Origin of the sequence: Novosphingobium pentaromativorans US6-1, from assembly GCF_000767465.1 — a bacterium.
Classification (GTDB): domain Bacteria; phylum Pseudomonadota; class Alphaproteobacteria; order Sphingomonadales; family Sphingomonadaceae; genus Novosphingobium; species Novosphingobium pentaromativorans.
This window is the reverse complement of sequence record NZ_CP009292.1, coordinates 343712-361180: the sequence shown is the minus strand read 5'-3', so window position 1 is coordinate 361180 and position 17469 is coordinate 343712. Positions and strand designations below refer to the sequence as shown.

Genomic DNA, 17469 nt, shown 5'->3' with positions numbered 1-17469 from the left:
ACGTGAAGGCTGCGACCTGGCTTCTGGCGGCCGCACTGGCCCTGCCCGCACCCGCGCTGGCGCGTGAGGCCATGGTCTCGACGCGCGCCGGAAAGCTGGGCGATGCAGTCAGCGAACTGGCCCGGCAGACCGGAACCAGCATTGTTATTGCCGATCCGGACATCGCCCGCAGGCCGATCCCCTCCTTGCGTGGGCGCATGCAGGCAGGAGAAGCGGTCCGGCGTCTGGCCAGGGCCGCAGGGGCACGCGCAGTCGAAGTCGCGCCCTCGGCATGGCGGCTTGATGCCGCGCCAAGGCAGGCTGGCAGGTCGACGCCTCCGCCGCACGCCACCTCCCAGGTCGCCGGGCCAGATCGGACTGCGCCGCCCGAGCCGATCGTGGTCATCGCCTCCAAGCGCGACTTGCGCTTCGATCAGGTGCCGGGCCAGGTCTCCATTCTCGATGGTGAAGCACTGGAGACCGGCGGGATCGGCGGAACCGAGAAGATCACGCAGCGCCTTGCGACCGTCACCTCCACGCACCTGGGCAGCGGGCGCAACAAGCTGTTCATCCGGGGCATCGCCGATTCCAGCTTCACCGGCCCGACGCAGGCGACTGTGGGCCAGTACCTCGGGGACCTGCGGCTTGCCTATAATGCGCCAGATCCCGACTTGCGCCTGTCGGACATGGCCCGCGTGGAAGTCCTCGAAGGACCGCAGGGCACGCTTTACGGCGCCGGTTCTCTGGGCGGCATCATCCGTATCGTCCCCAATGCACCGGTCATGGGCGCCACCAGGCTTTACGGCACGCTCGGCGGTTCACTGACGCAAAGCGGCGACTTTGGCGGCGATGCCAGCGCGACGATCAATCTGCCCCTCTCCGGCGATAGTGCCGCCCTGCGCGCGACGTTCGATGCCGTGCGCCAGGGTGGCTATATCGACAAGCCAGCCCTGGGCCGCGACGACGTCAACCGCACCGATATTCTCGGCGGCCGCGTAAGTGCGCGCTTCGAAATCTCGCCCTCCTGGTCGGTCGATGTCATTGCACTTGGCCAGGCGACCGAGGCCGCGGACAGTCAGTATGCCGATCGCCACGGGGCCCCGCTGGAGAGCTCCTCGCGCGTCGCGGAGGGTTCCGATGCCGACTACGCCATGGGACAGTTCGTGGTCTCCGGACGCATCGGCGCCCTCCACTTGCGCTCAACCACCGGTCTGGTGCGTCAGCATCTGCAGGAGCGTTATGACGCAAGTCTGCCCGAAGGGGCGCCGCGCCTGTTCGAACAGACGAACCGCACGCGGATGATTGCCAACGAGACCCGGGTCTGGATGCCCGAAAGGTATGGAATCAGTTGGCTTCTGGGTACCAGCTTCACTCACAACACCACGGTCCTCAAGCGTCGCTTCGAGAGCGAGGAATTGCGCAGCTCAACGACCGGCGTGCGAAACACCATCGATGAGGCGACGCTATACGGCGAGGCAAGCCTGCGGATCATGGAAAGTCTGGTGGCTACGGCTGGCGGGCGCTTCACCTATTCGCGCCTTGGCGGTTCGGGCGAGGACGTCTCGCGCGAGCTCGCCATGGCGCTCGCCCAGGTTACGGCCGAGCGCTCCCTCGAGACGTTCCTGCCCTCGCTCGCGCTCCATGCCGAGATTGCCCCGGAAACGGCGCTTTACATGCGCTATCAGCAAGGCTTCCGTCCGGGCGGCTTTGCGATCGAGAGCGAGTTCGTCCGCCGGTTCCGCAACGACCGCACGGAGACTTTCGAGATCGGAGCCCGGCACGGGCGTGCGGGCACAGGCCCCTTCGATTTCGCGCTCAGCCTGTCCTATACGCGCTGGCAGGATATCCAGGCCGATTTCATCGACGGTTCCGGCCTGCCCAGCACCGCCAACATCGGCGACGGCCGCGTCTGGTCGGTCAGCGCTTCGGGCGGCGCGGCGATTGCGCCGGGCCTGCGCGTGGAAGCCGGCGTCACGTGGAACCGCAGCCAGGTCGACACGCCGCCCCTGTTCCTTGTCGCGCGTACGATGCAAGTGCCCAATATCGCTCATGTCGCCGGACGCGTCGGCGTGACGTGGGAGCGCGAGGTCGGAGGAGGCCTCAGGCTTACCGGCAATGGCTGGGCCAGCTATGTCGGCCGCTCGCGTCTTGGGGTCGGGCCTGAACTGGGCGCACCGCAGGGCGACTATCTCGACAGCGGTGCAAACTTGCGGCTTGGAACGGACAGGCTCGGATTGACTGTCGGGCTGACGAACATCGCCAATTCCCGCGGCAACCGCTTTTCGCTTGGAACGCCCTTCAGTGTCGGGCGCGAACAGGTGACGCCGCTGCGGCCGCGAACCCTGCGCGTGGGCATCGATACCCGCTTCTAGAAAATTTTCTTCAAGGCTGGCCGCACAGGTCTCCGTCTCAAGGGGCGAAACCGACCTGAAGGGATTGAGATGTCGCGCTACCTGCTTGCCTCCACTGCACTGCTTGCTCTTGCAACGGCGGCCCAGACCACGGCTGCCCATGCCGAGGACGTCACCACCAAGAAAACAGCGCCGCTGCGTACCTCCACGATCAAGAACGGCGCGGCCGACGCCATCAACATCACCAAGGACGGCTCGGTCGTCCTGACCGCCGGTACCGCGGTGACCATGGACAGCGACCACAAGGTCACCAACGCCGGCGCCCTGAGCGTCAGCAATGCGAACGGGGCGGTCGGCATCGTTGCCGAATCCGGCACCAGCGGCGAGATCGTCAACACTGGTACCATCACCATCGACGAGCCTTATGAACCGGCCGACGACGACAAGGACGGCGACCTTGACGGTCCATTCGCGCTTGGCTCCAACCGCTACGGCATCCGAACCCTTGGCGCCCACAGTGGCAAGATCGTCAACAGCGGCAAGATCGTGATCGAAGGAAACGATTCGGCAGGCATCGCGCTTGGCGGACCGCTGACCGGCGATTTCGTGCAGGATGGGCAGATCACTGTGCTGGGCGACCGCGTCGTCGGCATCGCGGCAGGCGATATCGACGGCAATGTCCGTCTTGCTGGAAGCGTTTCGGTGCAGGGCAAGGATGCGGTCGGTGCGCACTTCACGGGCGATGTCGACGGGGCGATGGTCGTGCAGGGCACGATCCTTGCAACCGGCTATCGCTATACCACCGTGCCTTCGGACGCCTCCAAGCTGGACGCAGACGATCTGCTACAAGGCGGATCGGCGCTGGTGATCGAAGGCGACGTATCGGGCGGCATCGTCCTGGCCGTAGCGCCCAAGGATAACGATCCCGACAATGCCGATGAGGATGGCGACGGGATCGAGGATGCCAAGGAAGGTTCCGCCAAGGTCGTTTCCTACGGCAAGGCACCGGCGATGGTCATCGGCGCTGCCGACCGCGACGTCGCAATCGGGCCGGTCGCAGGCACGGCCAGCCAGTACGGCCTGCAGATCGACGGCAGCGTCGAAGCTCGCGGTCTTTATGCCGGCATCGATGCAACCGGTCTTGCTATCGGCGGGCGCGGCGGCGCAGTCACGATCGCCAACGGTATCGGCATCGCCGGCTCCGTCGCAGCGGTGTCGAACGGCGCGAACGCGACGGCTCTGAACATCGGCGCGGGAACGTCGACGCCTGAGCTGCGTGTGTCGGGCAGCGTCGCAGCGACCGGCGGCAATGCCGACGATGCGCAGACGAGCGCCATCCACATTGCCGCGGGCGCCGAGATTTCCGCCATCCGCAACAGCGGCACGATCGAGGCGACAGCGTCGGGCGAGAAAGGCTCGGCCAGCGCCATTGTCGACAAGAGCGGCACCGTCGAACTGATCGAGAACAGCGGCAGCATAGTTGCCAGCGGCGCCAAGGCGGATTCCGGCCGCAATATCGCCATCGACCTTTCCGCTGCGACGAACGGCGTGACGGTGAAACAGACACAGGTCGCATCGGGCTACGATGCCCCTTCAATCTTGGGCGATGTCAGGCTTGGAAGCGGAAGCGACCGCCTCGAACTCGCCGACGGTTCGCTTACCGGCAACGTCACTTTCGGGATTGGCAACAATGCGTTGGCGCTTTCGGGCGACGCGGCGCAGACAGGCGATGTCGCCTTCGGTAGCGGGACCGATACGATGACCCTGGCGGGAAGCTCGACGTTCTCGGGCAAGGTCGATTTCGGCGGCGGCGCAGACGCACTCACGCTGGCAGGTACCGCGCGCTTCTCTGGCAGCCTTGCCAATGCGGCCAACCTGGCCATCGATGTCGAGGGGGGCATGCTCGATGTGCGCACGCCTGCGCAGATCGGTTCGCTCGATGTGAGCAAGGACGGCATACTGGCAGTTACGCTCAACAAGGAAGCCGGATCGGGCAGCGCCTACACTGTTGCGGGCACGGCCTCTTTCGAAGAAGGCGCCACGCTTTCCATCCGCCTTGCCGACGTCTCTACTGCGGAAGGCAGCTACCAGGTGCTCACCGCGGGCGCCATTGAGGGGCTCGACGGGCTTGAGACAGCCACCGACCTCGTTCCCTTCATGTTCAAGGCCGCTCTCGACGAGGACGCGGCAGCAAACACGATTGTCGTCGACGTCGCCCGGCGGTCGAAGGAGGAGCTTGGCCTGAACCGTTCGCAGGCATCGGCCTACGATGCGGTCTTCGTGGCGCTCGGCAAGGACCGGGACGTCGCGGACGTCTTCCTTGGCATCACCGACGGTGATCAGTTCCGCCAGACAGTCGGCATGATGCTTCCCGATCATGCCGGCGGCTCTTTCGAGGGCATCAGCCTGGGCGCGCGCACGATCGGGCGACAACTGATGGACCCGCAGGGCCCGCTCGTCGCCAGCGGCCCGATCAGCGTGACGGTGAACCTGGCCTTCTGGGGCAGCGACAAGGACACCGGCTCCAGCGCGGCCTACGACCTGAATGGTTACGCGTGGTCGCTTACCGGTGAGTATGAAACCGGCATCGGCCGCTTTGGCGCGACGGCGGCCTACTTGTGGAACCGGCACACCAATGGCGCTGCAAGCGAAGTGAAATCAGGGTCCTATGAGCTGGCGGCTCACTGGCGCGGTAACTGGGGTGCCTTCACCGGCTTCTCCCGCGCGTCCTACGGCCACGCTGACTTTGACAGCACGCGCAACTTCGTGGGCATGGCAGGCGAGGAAGACGTGAAACGCAAGATCGAGGGTGACTGGAACGGCAACTTCGCCACCTTCGCGGCGGGCGCTTCGGCCGAAGGCGGCAGTCGTTTCCTCTACTTCCGCCCGGCCGTCACCGTCGACTATGTCCGCCTCAAGGAAGGCGGCTACACCGAAACCGGCGGCGGGGAAGCGCTCGACATGACGGTTGGCTCGCGCAAGAGCGACGAGCTCGGCCTCAATGGCGGCGTGACACTGGGCGCCGATCTGATGGGCATGAGCGCGCGTGACGAGAACTGGTTCCGCATCGAAACCGAAGGTGGCTGGCGCGAGATCCTGAGCGGCGGCCTCGGCACGACGACGGCCCATTTCGAGGACGGGACGCCCTTTTCGCTCGGCGGCGAGAAGGCGACCGGAGGCTGGTTCGCCCGCCTGCGTACTTTCGGCGGGTCGGCCGGCTTCGTCCTTGGCGGCGAGCTGTCCGCCGAGGACCGTCACGACCACGTCAATCTTGCCCTGCGCGGCAGCGTGAAGGTGGCCTGGTAACGGGGGCCGACCGAGGGCTGGACCAGAAAAACGAAGGGGGCGCATCGGCGCCCCCTTTCTTGCATCTCCGGTCGGGTCAGGTATCGAACTTGACTCGGGAAAGCGGCATGCTGCGTACGCGCTTTCCCGTCAGCGCCGATACGGCATTGGCGACCGCAGGCGGTACTGCCGGAAGCGGGGGTTCGCCGACCCCGCCCATGGGTTCGCCGCTCTCGACGATCTTGACGTGGACGCGCGGCATGCGGTCGGGCGGCAGGATTGGATAGAGATCGTAGTTGCGCGCGGTGGGCACCCCTTCCTTGTAGACTGCTTCCTCCACCAGCACCTGCGAGAGACCCAGGGCAATGGCCGAGTTCACCTGCGCCTCGACAATCGCGGGATTGACGATGCTGCCCGGATCGATCGCCTCCCACAGGTCGTGGACCACGACCTGCCCGTCCTTGATCGAGACTTCGGCGATAGCTGCGGTCTGCGATCCGAACGGCGAGGCCATCGCCACGCCGCGCGCACGGCGGGTGCCGTCCGCTGCATCGAACGGGCCGCGCTTCCAGCCTCCCGAGAGTGCTTCAACCGCCTTGAGCAGCGTGGTCAGGCGCTTGTTGCCTTCAAGCAATCGCATGCGCATCTCGAAGGGGTCGTGCCCGCCCTTGTCGGCGAGTTCGTCAAGGAACGTCTCATAGAAGAAGTCGTTCATCGAGTTGCCGACAGAGCGCCAGAAGCCGAGCGTAACCGGATTCTTGACGTGGGCCTGGGCGATGCGCGAGTTGGGAATGGCATAAGACTTGGCGGTCAGTCCTTCGACCGCCGTCCCATCCACGCCCTTGGCCCGCGTATTGGCGATGCCTTCGCTCGCCCCCTCGCACACGGTGATCGCCTCGATGGCGATGGGCATGCCGTTGCTGTCAAGCCCGCCACGAAAGCGGACCGCCGCCATCGGGCGAAGCGGATCACGCAGGAACTCTTCCTCGCGGCTCCAGATGACCTTCACCGGCTTGCCAACGGCTTTCGCCAGTTTGATCGCCTGAGGATAGCAGCAACCCGGACCGTAAAGGAAATGGCGTCCGAAGAACCCGCCCAGCATCTGCGAGTGGATCCTGACCTTCTCCGGCGCCAGGCCGGCGACCTTGGCGGCATCAGCCTGAAACATCTCGGGCCCCTGATTGGGCACCCATAAATCAAGCGTGCCATCGGGGTTGAAACGCGCCAGGCTGGAAGGCGGCTCGAGCTGGGCATGATGAAGGTACTGGCTGTAATAAGTGGCTTCCACCCTGGTCGCGGCGTCGTTGAAGCCCTTGGCGAAATCGCCCCGGGCCTCGGCCTCGTTGCCAGCTTCGGTGTTGGCGCCCAGTTGCCGGGAGAAGGCCTCGCTGTCGAAATCGGCCGGCATGTAACGGATGCCGGACTTGTCGCCGGGCTCCGCCCAATCGACCTGCAGCGCCTCTACCGCCTGCCGGGCATGCCACCAGCGCTTGGCGACGACAGCGACCGCGCCGTCGAGGCGGTGGATCGAATCGACCCCGCGCATCGCCTTGACCTCGCCCTCGTTGCGGATCGATCCCACCTGAAGACCGAGGCGCGGAGCGTGCTGTATGGCCGCGTGCAGCATGTCCTCGACCGCCATGTCGATCGTGAACTGCACCTTGCCCGTAGACTTGTCGCGCATGTCGAGCCGGGCCACCGGCTTGCCGATCCAGCGGAAGGTCTTGGGATCGCGCAGTCTGATGCCGTCTTGCGGCGGGACGGGCATGTCGAGCGCGCCCGATGCGACTTCGCCGTAGCTCAGGGAACGACCGGAGGCTTTATGGATCACCTGGCCCGGCTCCGTCGTGAGCGAGGCGAAGGGAACCTCGAGCCGCTGCGATGCCGCCTGCATCAGCATGAGCCGCGCCGAAGCGCCTATCCTGCGCATCGTCTCGTAACTGGAACGCACCGACATGCTGCCACCGGTAACGCGGCCAAACATCGGCACGATCTTGTAGGCGCTGTCCGCCGGTGCGCCTGCAACCGTGAAGGCGGAGGGATCGATGTCGAGCTCTTCGGCGACAATCTGGGCCATGGCCGTGAAGACGCCCTGCCCACCTTCGATGAACGGACATTGCAGGCGCACGGTATTGTCGGGGCGAATCTCGAGGAAGGCAGGCACTTTCGGATGCGCCGCGGCATCCGGCATGGAGGGACCGCCCTCCTGAGCCCGCGCCTTGCCCAGCGGGATTCCGAAACCGAGGACCAACGCCCCCGCGCTGGCGCCGGCCGAAGCGAGCAGGAAGCGTCTGCGCGAGATGTTGGAGGGTTCGCCATCGGCTAACTGCTGGAGGCCATCGTTTCCGGCCCCGGGTGCATCGATCGTCATGCCCATCACGCGTCCCCTTCGCCGCCGGTTTTATTGTTTCGACCGCTGGAGCGAACTGCCAGCGTGCCGCCAACCGCCGCCGCTGCCACAGCCACGCCGCCCGCAACCATCGCGCCGGTCCCGATATCCATGCCTTCGCCGCCATCCGCGTGCTCGGACGTCCCGGCGAGGTCCTTCATCGCGGCCTTGATCGCGTTGTAAGTGCCGCAGCGGCACAAGTTGATCATCGCCGCGCGGATATCGTCGTCGCTGGGCTTGGCGGTTTCACTGAGCAGCGATGTCGCCGCCATGACCTGGCCCGATTGGCAATAGCCGCACTGCGGCACCTGGTGGCGTATCCATGCATCGACCACCCGCTTGCCGAGATCCGTTTCCTCGATCGCCTCGATGGTGGTGATGGCGCTCGAGGCAACGGCATCCAGCGGAGTGACGCAAGAACGAGTGACGACGCCATCGACAAGGACCGAGCAGGCCCCGCACTGGGCGAGACCGCAGCCGTACTTCGTTCCGGTCATTCCAAGGTCGTCGCGCAGCACCCAGAGCAGCGGGGTGTCACCCTCGGCATCGACCTCCATCTCCTTGTCGTTGATTCGAAGTTTCATGGCGCTCTCTCTATGCGAAGTGTCTGCTAAGCCCTGCGCGCCGAAACCGACCCGGCCCGCAAGGCACTGACCTGAAGCGGGAACATGGTGGATCATTGCGCCCTTGTCACGTGTTGACGGCACCGGGGCGCAAATCACACGCAAGGCGAGAATGAACCGGTCATAGCAGCAAGTCGGCAAGCCGGTCGGGTGAAACTTGTGCAAGGCTACCATCGAAGCACGCATCTGCGGGCGATCCCGGGGCGCAAAACGCAATCGATTTGTCGTGCGCCAGGGGTTTCCTGTCGCTGGCGAACACGGCGGACTGGGGAAGCCTGGCCAGCGCGGCGTCATTTCCTCGAACATCGAGGAGACAAGGATGTCGCAGACATCGCCGATTGATCTGGTCCGCAGGCGCTTCATGGAAGCGCACGGAGCGAACGTGCAGGCCGGATATGGTGCATTCCTGCAGGTCTCGCACCAAAATGCGGCCCACGCCGCGCTCGGTTATCGCCGAGCGTGTGAGGAGACCCTGTTCCTCGAGCGCTATCTGGACTGCCCGGTAGAGCATTGCCTGTCGCTTGCGCTTCAGCGGACGGTCGAGAGAACCAGCGTGATCGAGATCGGCAATCTTGCTGCCGACGATGCCTTCGCCATGGTCGCACTCTGGGGCATGGCGGCCAACGACCTGGGGGCGAACTGCGAGATCGCGGTCGCTACCCTTACCGCACCGCTGCGCCGCATGTTCGAGCGGCTCGGCGTGACGCTGCACGTCCTCGCCAAGGCCGACCCGAAGCGCGCCGGCGATCCACGGGCCTGGGGCAGCTATTATGCGAGCGACCCGATGGTATGCGCCGGCTTCATCGCCCTGGGGCAAACCGCAATTTCTGCTTTCCTTGCCCGTCGTCGCAAGGTCGCCGCATGACTGGCCTGCTCACGACACTACGCGCTCACGCCGAGGCAGATCCATGCGGCATCGCGCTGGATCCGATCATCGCGGCGCCTGTCACCTGGAAGGAACTGGCGGAGCGCGTTGCGAAGAGTGCGGAAGAGCTACGTCGGCACCTTGTTCCAGCCCATCCATACGTGATGCGCCTCGATCATGGCACCGAGACGGCCATTCTCGAACTGGCGCTTCTCGAAGCCGGAATTCCCGTCCTATCTCTCCCCGCCTTCTTTACGGACGAACAGGTCCGTCATGCCGTTTCCGCCTGCGGTGCCGAAGATGAAACTCTATCCGGGCCGCAGCCCGCGCCGTCATTACTGCCCCGTCTGACGGCGCGGGTTACCTTCACTTCCGGATCGACCGGCACGCCCAAGGGGGTTTGCCTTTCGGCCGGACACATGCTCACAGTTGCTGCATCGGTGGTCGATGCGCTTGGGAGCGCCCATGCAGGTCGCCACTGCGCACTGCTACCTCCGGGGATCCTGCTCGAGACGATTGCGGGTTTCTTCGCGACCATGCTGGCCGGCGGGACATACGTCTGTCCGCCCCAGCGCGAAGCCGGTCTTGGCGATCCCTTCCGCCCCGACTTCGCGGCCATGGTCGCGCACCTTGCCGATTGGCGGATCACTTCACTGATTCTCGTCCCGGAATACCTCGCGGGGCTCGTCGCGGTTCTCGAACGCTCTGGACAGCGCCTGCCCGACCTGACGCTGGTGGCGGTCGGCGGCGCGCGGGTACCGGTCGAACTCCTGCAAAGGGCCCGCGCTCTCGGCTTGCCGGTCCGGCAGGGTTACGGGCTCACCGAATGCGGCTCGGTCGTCTCGCTCGAAGGCGCAGGCGAAAGCGTGGATGGTTCGGTCGGACGCCCGCTTGGCCATATGCGCGCAGCGATCGCGAGCGATGGGGAGATCGTGCTTGAAGGAGACATGTTCCTCGGCACGATCGGAGAGCCACGCGCTCCAGGTCCGCTGGCCACTGGCGACATCGGCCGGATCGACGATCAGGGCCGGATCTGGGTCGAGGGCCGCAAGTCGGCGATGATCGTCACCAGCTACGGCCGCAACATTGCCCCCGAATGGGTCGAGGCGGCCCTGATGATGCAACCGGAAATCGCGCAGGCGCTTATCCATGGCGATGGCGCCCCCGCGCCTGAGGCCCTGCTGGTGCCGGCATCGGCCGACGCGGATCTTGCCGAAGCTGTCGCCGCCGCGAACCGAAGGCTGCCGGCTTATGCCCACGTTGCCGCCTGGCGCGAAGCGGCGCCGTTCACGCCAGCCAATGGCATGCTCACCGGCAACGGACGCCTGCGCCGCAAGGCCATCGCCCGGACATGGCTCGAAGGGGAACCGTCCTTCTTCGATGAGCTGGAAGCTGCAACATGGCGCGATCGCCTGCGCTTCCTGACAATCCCGCAAGTGCGCGCCGGGCTCGCCGGAACGATCTCGCGGCGCACATACCTCGATTACCTGACCCAGGCCTACCATCACGTACGCCATACCGTTCCGCTGATGCAGGCGGCACGCGCACGCCTGCTTGACCGGCCCGCGCTCGTCACTGCACTCGACGAATATATCGAAGAGGAGACCGGGCACGAGGAGTGGATCCTGGCGGATATAGCTGCGGCCGGGGGCGATGCCGACAAGGCCCGCAGCTGCAGCCCCAGCGCGGCAACGCAGGCCATGGTCGAGCACGCCTACGCCCGGATTCGCGAAGGCAATGCCGCCTGCTTCTTCGGCATGGTCTATGTGCTGGAAAGCGTTAGCGTGGCCCTTGCCCAGCGCGGTGCCAGTGCAGTCGCCGCGAATCTCGGACTGCCACCCGAAGCCTTCACCTACCTCACATCGCACGGGGCCCTCGACCAGGACCACATGACTTTCTTTGCCGCGCTAGTGAACGGGCTCGACGCACCCAATGACCGCGAGGCGATCACCGCGATGGCGCGCGAGATGTTCGCCTTGTTCGGAGCGATGTTCGCCGCGATTGCCATGGAGAACCAGCATGTTGCCGCTTGAAGGCAAGCGCATTGCCGTCACCGGCGCTGCCGGGGGTATCGGGACGCCAGTCGCGTCGCTTCTTCGTAAGGCGGGAGCGCACGTTACCGGAATCGACCGCGTCGAGAGCGATGCTTGCGATGCCAGCATCGTCACCGATCTGTCCGACGAAATTGCCCTTGCCCGCCTTGCCGAACGTCTGGCCGGCGATTGCCCGGATATCCTTGTCAACATCGCCGGGGTCATGCGCTTCGGCCTGCACCAGAGCCAACCGATCGACGCGCTGTCCTTGTGCTATCGCATCAACCTGCTTGTGCCGGCGGTACTTGCCCGGGCCGTGGCCGCGCCGATGCAGGGGCGAGGGAGCGGGCAGATCGTCAATATCGGCTCGGTGCTGGGCGCAATCCCTTATCCCTGGTTCGCGGCTTATTCGAGCAGCAAGGCAGGCCTTGCAGCGCTCAGCCAGGGACTTCGGCGCGAACTCATGGGCAGCGGGGTCACCGTAACCCACATCAACCCGCGCGCCGCGCGCACCGCCTTCAACAACGGCGAGGTCAACCGCTTCCTCGAAGTGACCGGGATGAAAGCAGACGCGCCCGACTGGGTGGCCCGGCGGATCGTCTCGGCCATCGTCGAGAAGCGTGAGACAGTTTCGTTCGGCGCGCTGGAGCGCATCTACGCCGCCCTCAATGCCATTTCGCCGCGGCTGATCGACAACGGTCTTGCCGGGCAGATCCGCAAGGCCCGGGCCGAGTTCTGCTGAACCAGCCCGACACGATAAAGAGAGAGGAGTTCCATCCGATGATCAAACGCAGTGTCCTCACGTTTCTGGCCGCCCCGCTGCTGGCCTGCGCCCTGCCCTCGGCCGCCTTCGCCGACATGGCGAGCGACGTTAAGGCCGTGAACGATGGCTGGGCCCACATCACGTACGAAGTAAAGGGTTCAAGCACGCAGACCAAGGCGCTGGACCAGTTGGCCAAGCAGGCCGCGACCATCGTCGCACGCTATCCGGGCAAGGCCGAACCGCTGCTCTGGCAGGGCATCATCACCAGCGAGCAGGCCAATCGTGCCAACATCTTCCACAAGATGAGCCTGGCAACGAGGGCCCGCGATCTGATTGCCAAGGCCTATTCGCTCGATCCGCGCGCAGCGGACGGCGGAGCCGCGCTCAGCCTCGGAGTACTCTACTACAAGGTTCCAGGATCGCCGATCGGATGGGGGGACGACGAGAAGGCACAAAAGCTGCTCAAGCAGGCGCTGGCAGTCGATCCGAACGGTCTCGATTCCAACTACTTCTATGGCGACTACCTGCTGGATCAGGGAGACAAGGCGGGAGCGAAGACCTATCTTCAAAAAGCCCTGCAGGCTCCGCACGATCCTGCCCGTCCGGTGTGGGACGCAGGCCGCCGACGCGAAGTCCGGGTCCTGCTGGGCAAGGCGGGCTGATTGACCGCAAGCACGTGCCCATGATGCTGGCTTACCGACTTGCGCGGCAGCTTGCCCATCCCAGTGGCCTGCCCGGCCGCCTGCTGGGCAATGCCATGGATGTGGTCAACCGCAAGCCTACCCGGCTTGCGGTCGATCTCCTGGCGCCGGACGAGGGAGAAGCGGTGCTCGACGCCGGATGCGGCACCGGCGCGGCGATGGCCGAACTGCTGGCGCGCACCGATTGCCTCGTCACCGGGGCCGACGCTTCCGCGACCATGCTGGAAGCCGCGCGGCAGCGCATTGGCGCGCGTGCTTCCTATATCGAGGCGAAACTGGAAGATCTGGCATTGCCAGACGCGACCTTCGATGCGGTGCTCGCTCTCAATGTCCTGTATTTCGAAGATTCCAACCACGCCATGCTGCACAGGATACATCGGCTGCTGAAGACTGGCGGGCGAATTGTGGCCTACGTCACCGACAGGCAGAGCATGGAAAACTGGTCCTTTACCCGCGAGGGCTTTCATCGGCTTTTCGATAGAGACGCGCTTTGCGCAGCGTTTGCAGATGCAGGGTTTGCACAAGAGCGGATCGAAGTGCATGAAGTGGCGATCACCCGATCGGTCACCGGTTTGCTCGCAAGGGCCTGGCGATCATGAAGTTCTTGGCGGAGATCGACATGGAGCCGATGCCGCAGCAAACGCGCGCCTCCGGGCTCGCCCGCGTACTTGAAGACGAGCGCGGTCCCTTGCTGCAATTTCTGGTCGCCCGCTGCGGTTCGGCAGACGACGCGCAGGACCTGTTGCAGGACCTGTGGATCAAGGTCGGCGCGCAGCCGGCAGGGCCCGTCAGCAATCCGCGCGCATACCTGTTCCGCATGGCCAACAATCTCGTTCTTGATCGGCTGCGCGGGCGACAACGCGCCATGCGGCGTGAGCGCCACTGGCTTGAGGCGGACAGCGGCGGTGTCGCCATGCCGCCGGAAGACAGGACGGATCCGGGCGAACCTGCCGACGAAGCGCTGGCCCGCAAGCAGGAAGCGCAGATCCTGCGCGACGCCATCGACGCCCTTCCCGAAGGCGCTGGCCGGGCCTTGCGGCTCTATCGCTTCGAGGGAATGGGGCAGGGAGAAATCGCCGAAGTCATGGGAATTAGCCGAAGCGGGGTGGAAAAGCACCTCGCACTCGCCATGAAACGCCTGCGCGCGGCGCTGTCCGACTGTGGATGTTTCGACACGGCGACGTCTTCAGATCGAGGGGCTGACAGCGGGGAACGACCGCAGATGGAACAGGGACAATGAAACGCGAAGACGATCCGATCCTGGCCGAAGCCGTTCGCTGGCACCTCGCCAGCGGCGACGACAGCATGGACTGGGATGCGTTCACCCTCTGGCTGGAAGCAGACCCTGCACACCGCAAGGCGTTCGATGAGATTGCCCTGACGGACATGATGCTCGGCGAGCATCGCGAGGAACTGGCAGAGCCCGCGGCGCCCGAGTTCGAAACCCCGATGGAAGCCACCTATGCCGAGGCTGCGAACGATCGCGTTGTGCGTCCGGTCTTCGGGAAGCGGCTGCGCTGGGCAGGATTTGCCGTTGCCGCGGCCCTGACTGCGGTTCTGGCGGTTCCCCAGTTCATGGGCCCCGCTCCAGAGCTTTACGAGACCGCGGCGGCATCGCAGCGCATCGCGCTTGAGGATGGCTCGACGATCCTGCTCGCCCCGCGCAGCCACCTGACCATCGAGGGCCGCAATCGGGATCGCATGGCCCTTTCCGGCGGCGCCCTGTTCGACATCCGCCACGATCCCTCGCGCCGCCTCACGATCACCGCCGGCGATCTTGCGATCAGCGACATCGGCACGCGCTTCGACGTACAGGAACAGAAGGACACGGTGCGCGTCGCCGTCGTCGAGGGTAAAGTGCAGGTCAGTTCGCAGGCGCTTGACGCTCCGGTGAAGCTGGCCGCCGGCAGCGGTCTCGATTTCGACGGCGCAAAGGGCACCGCGACGATTGCATCGATCAAGCCCGTCGATGTCGGTTCATGGCAGGAAGGCAGACTTTCCTACGAAAATGCGCGACTTGTGCTGGTCGCCGCCGATCTGCATCGCTATGCGGGTGTCTCGGTGGAAGTGCCGGCGTCCTTGCGCGACCGGCGGTTTTCGGGGACGCTGATTGTCGACGATGGGGATGCGGCGTTACGCGATCTGGTGCAGCTCATGGGCCTGCGTCTCAGCGGCCACGCTGGCGCTTGGCGTCTGGAGCAGCCCGGCAGCTGACGCGCGCGAAGCGGCGCGCCGCGGCATCGACATAGCCGCGAGCACGCTGCCCGAAGCCATTGCCGAGCTTGCCCGCGAAACCCGGGTTTCCATCGGTACGCAGGGTGCACTGCCCCGCCTGCGCACAAGGCGCGTAAGGGGAAACTATTCGGTCGGTGAAGCGCTCTCGCAGCTTCTGTCCGGAAGCGGTTTCGTCGCAAGGCAGGTAAGCGAGACGGCCTGGCGCATCGAACCGGCCGCCGCCATCGGGCCTGCAGTGCCCCCGCCCAGTCCTGTTTCACCGCCGCCGCCACAGCCCATCGTCGTCACGACCACCAAGCAACCGCTGGAATTGCTCTCGGTTCCTGCCGCGGTTTCGGTGGTCGCCCTAGCGGACGAAATCCACGGCATCCCTACCCGCGCCAGCGCCACGGTTGCCTCGCAGATCGAAGGGCTTTCACTCACGTCACTGGGGCCGGGGCGCAATCGCATGTTCCTGCGCGGCGTTGCCGACAGCGCCTTCAGCGGCGAAAGCCAGTCGACGGTGGCCGTCGTATTAGACGAAGCGCGCCTCACTTATGCTGCGCCGGACCCGGATATCCGCCTCGTCGACATCGAGCGTGTCGAAGTGCTTAAGGGGCCGCAGGGCTCGCTTTACGGGACCGGTGCGCTCGGCGGCATTTACCGCATGGTGTCCCACGCTCCCGAACTCGATCGGACCAGCCTCGACGTTACTGCGGGAACCTCGCTCGTGGCGCACGGCAATACCGGCTATTCGGGCTCCGCCGTGGCAAACCTGCCCCTGGTGGGCGAGAAGGCCGCCCTGCGCCTCGTCGGCTATGCCGCCAAGGAGCCCGGCTGGATCGATACCGGTCAACGCAACGACGCGAACTGGACGCGCGTGTCGGGCGCGCGCGCCGGGCTCGCCTTCATTCCGGCCAGCGACTGGCGTCTGGACCTCACCGGCTTCGGCCAGTGGCTGCGCTCGAGCGACACGCGCTATGTCAATACCCCGCGCAGCTATTCACGCGACGCACAATCGCCCGAGCCGCACGACAACGACCTCATCCACTTCGCTGGACGGCTGAACGGCACGGCCGGCAGCATCGATGTGACGTTCGCCAGCGCCATGACCTGGCACGATGTCGACAACACGCTCGATGCATCGCTCGGCGCAGATGGCTTCGGCCTCGCCAATCCGCAGAGCCTGCTCGACAAGCGCCATTTCCGCATATGGGATTCCGAGCTGCGCCTGCGCGGTCACCTTGGCGGCGTAACCTGGCTTGCGGGCATCTCGCGCCTTGTGGCGCGCCAGAGACTGGCGACTTCGCTTGAAGATACTGCAGGCGCCATGGAGACGCTCGACGACGATCGCCGGACCAGTCACGACAATGCCGCTTATTTCGACGCGACTGTTCCGGTATCCGGCACGATCTCGATCGATGCCGGGGCGCGACTTTTCCGCTCGTCGATCCGCGAGACGCGCATGTTGCAGGCCGGCCCCGTCTCGCGTGAGCGTGACAAGTCCGGCGTAACGCCCAGTGTCGCTTTGTCCTGGCAGCCCGACTCGTCCAGTCTCGTCTACGTGCGCTACGGATCGGCCTTCAGGCAAGGCGGATCGGATATTACGTCAAGCGGCAGCATCGACACGCTGGGCAGCGATGAACTGGCCTCCATCGAACTGGGCTGGCGCCAGCGGCTGTCCGGCGGGGGCAAGCTCGATCTGGGCGCATGGTTCTCCAACTGGCATGACCTGCAATCCGACGTGCTGGAGGACAATGGCCTGGTCGAGACGGTCAATGCCGGAAACGCCCGCATCTTCGGCATCGAAGGCAGCCTCGAACTGCCGCTGGGCGAAGGCTGGCAGGCAGAGGCCGGCGGCAATTTCACCGATGCGCGCCTGATCCGCAATGATCTGGGTTTCGAACTGGAAGACAGGCACTTGCCGGTCGTTCCCGAATATACCGTACGCGCCGGCCTGCGCCGCGATTTCACACTAGGACAGCTGAATGCGCGCGCGAAGCTGAGCCTGCGCTATGTCGGCCCGGCCCGCATGAGCTTCGATCCTGACCTTGACCGCAGGATGGGCGACCTGATCGAGAGCGATTTCGAAGTTCAGGTCAGCGACGGCATCTGGCAAGTGGGCCTGAACGTGCAGAACCTGTTCGCTGACAAGGGCGACGTCTTCGCCTTCGGCAATGCCCTTCGCTACCGCTCCATGCCGCAATTCACTCCGCAGCAGCCCACGACGATTTCCCTGAACGGGTCGGTCCATTTCTAGACTGCG

At 65.2% G+C, this 17469-nt stretch carries 12 protein-coding genes; 10 read left to right on the top strand and 2 right to left on the bottom strand.

The features are described from left to right. Positions 1-2 precede the first annotated feature (2 nt). Together JI59_RS20355 and JI59_RS20350 are read left to right on the top strand one after the other, a co-directional pair. Positions 3-2351 (top strand): TonB-dependent receptor, encoded by a 2349-nt coding sequence (locus tag JI59_RS20355; protein WP_007014492.1) that lies wholly within the window; start codon positions 3-5, stop codon positions 2349-2351. Between the two features lie 69 nt (positions 2352-2420). Continuing rightward, positions 2421-5636, top strand: coding sequence for an autotransporter outer membrane beta-barrel domain-containing protein (locus tag JI59_RS20350; protein WP_007014493.1), 3216 nt, complete (start codon positions 2421-2423; stop codon positions 5634-5636). A gap of 76 nt (positions 5637-5712) precedes the next feature. On the opposite strand, the gene JI59_RS20345 is transcribed toward JI59_RS20350, so the two are convergent. Next, positions 5713-7992: a xanthine dehydrogenase family protein molybdopterin-binding subunit gene (locus JI59_RS20345; RefSeq protein WP_007014494.1), complete on the bottom strand. Its 2280-nt coding sequence runs from the start codon at positions 7990-7992 to the stop codon at positions 5713-5715. Next, on the bottom strand, positions 7992-8588 hold the full coding sequence (locus JI59_RS20340) for a (2Fe-2S)-binding protein (protein WP_007014495.1): 597 nt from the start codon (positions 8586-8588) through the stop codon (positions 7992-7994). Before JI59_RS20340 ends, JI59_RS20345 begins: the two co-directional genes overlap by 1 nt. A 358-nt stretch (positions 8589-8946) precedes the next feature. Between JI59_RS20340 and JI59_RS20335 the strand changes: the two genes are divergently transcribed. From JI59_RS20335 to JI59_RS20300, 8 genes are read left to right on the top strand one after another with little or no spacing between them, the layout of a single operon-like run. Then, complete coding sequence (locus tag JI59_RS20335; RefSeq protein ID WP_039858160.1) at positions 8947-9492, top strand: thermostable hemolysin; 546 nt, start codon at positions 8947-8949, stop codon at positions 9490-9492. Continuing rightward, positions 9489-11525 (top strand): AMP-binding protein, encoded by a 2037-nt coding sequence (locus JI59_RS20330; RefSeq protein WP_007014498.1) that lies wholly within the window; start codon positions 9489-9491, stop codon positions 11523-11525. The genes JI59_RS20335 and JI59_RS20330 overlap by 4 nt, the downstream gene beginning before the upstream one ends. After that, complete coding sequence (locus JI59_RS20325; RefSeq protein ID WP_007014499.1) at positions 11512-12267, top strand: SDR family NAD(P)-dependent oxidoreductase; 756 nt, start codon at positions 11512-11514, stop codon at positions 12265-12267. The genes JI59_RS20330 and JI59_RS20325 overlap by 14 nt, the downstream gene beginning before the upstream one ends. 38 nt (positions 12268-12305) lie before the next feature. Next, positions 12306-12950: a tetratricopeptide repeat protein gene (locus JI59_RS20320; protein ID WP_007014500.1), complete on the top strand. Its 645-nt coding sequence runs from the start codon at positions 12306-12308 to the stop codon at positions 12948-12950. A 20-nt stretch (positions 12951-12970) separates the two neighbouring features. Then, positions 12971-13588 carry a class I SAM-dependent methyltransferase gene (locus tag JI59_RS20315; protein ID WP_007014501.1) on the top strand — a complete coding sequence of 206 codons (618 nt, stop codon included), beginning with the start codon at positions 12971-12973 and terminating at the stop codon, positions 13586-13588. Then, positions 13585-14229 (top strand): RNA polymerase sigma factor, encoded by a 645-nt coding sequence (locus JI59_RS20310; RefSeq protein WP_007014502.1) that lies wholly within the window; start codon positions 13585-13587, stop codon positions 14227-14229. The genes JI59_RS20315 and JI59_RS20310 overlap by 4 nt, the downstream gene beginning before the upstream one ends. Beyond that, a complete protein-coding gene (locus JI59_RS20305; protein WP_007014503.1) occupies positions 14226-15203 on the top strand; it encodes a FecR family protein in 978 nt (325 codons plus the stop codon). Before JI59_RS20310 ends, JI59_RS20305 begins: the two co-directional genes overlap by 4 nt. Next, positions 15115-17463 (top strand): TonB-dependent receptor, encoded by a 2349-nt coding sequence (locus JI59_RS20300; protein ID WP_039858088.1) that lies wholly within the window; start codon positions 15115-15117, stop codon positions 17461-17463. The genes JI59_RS20305 and JI59_RS20300 overlap by 89 nt, the downstream gene beginning before the upstream one ends. Positions 17464-17469: the final 6 nt, after the last annotated feature.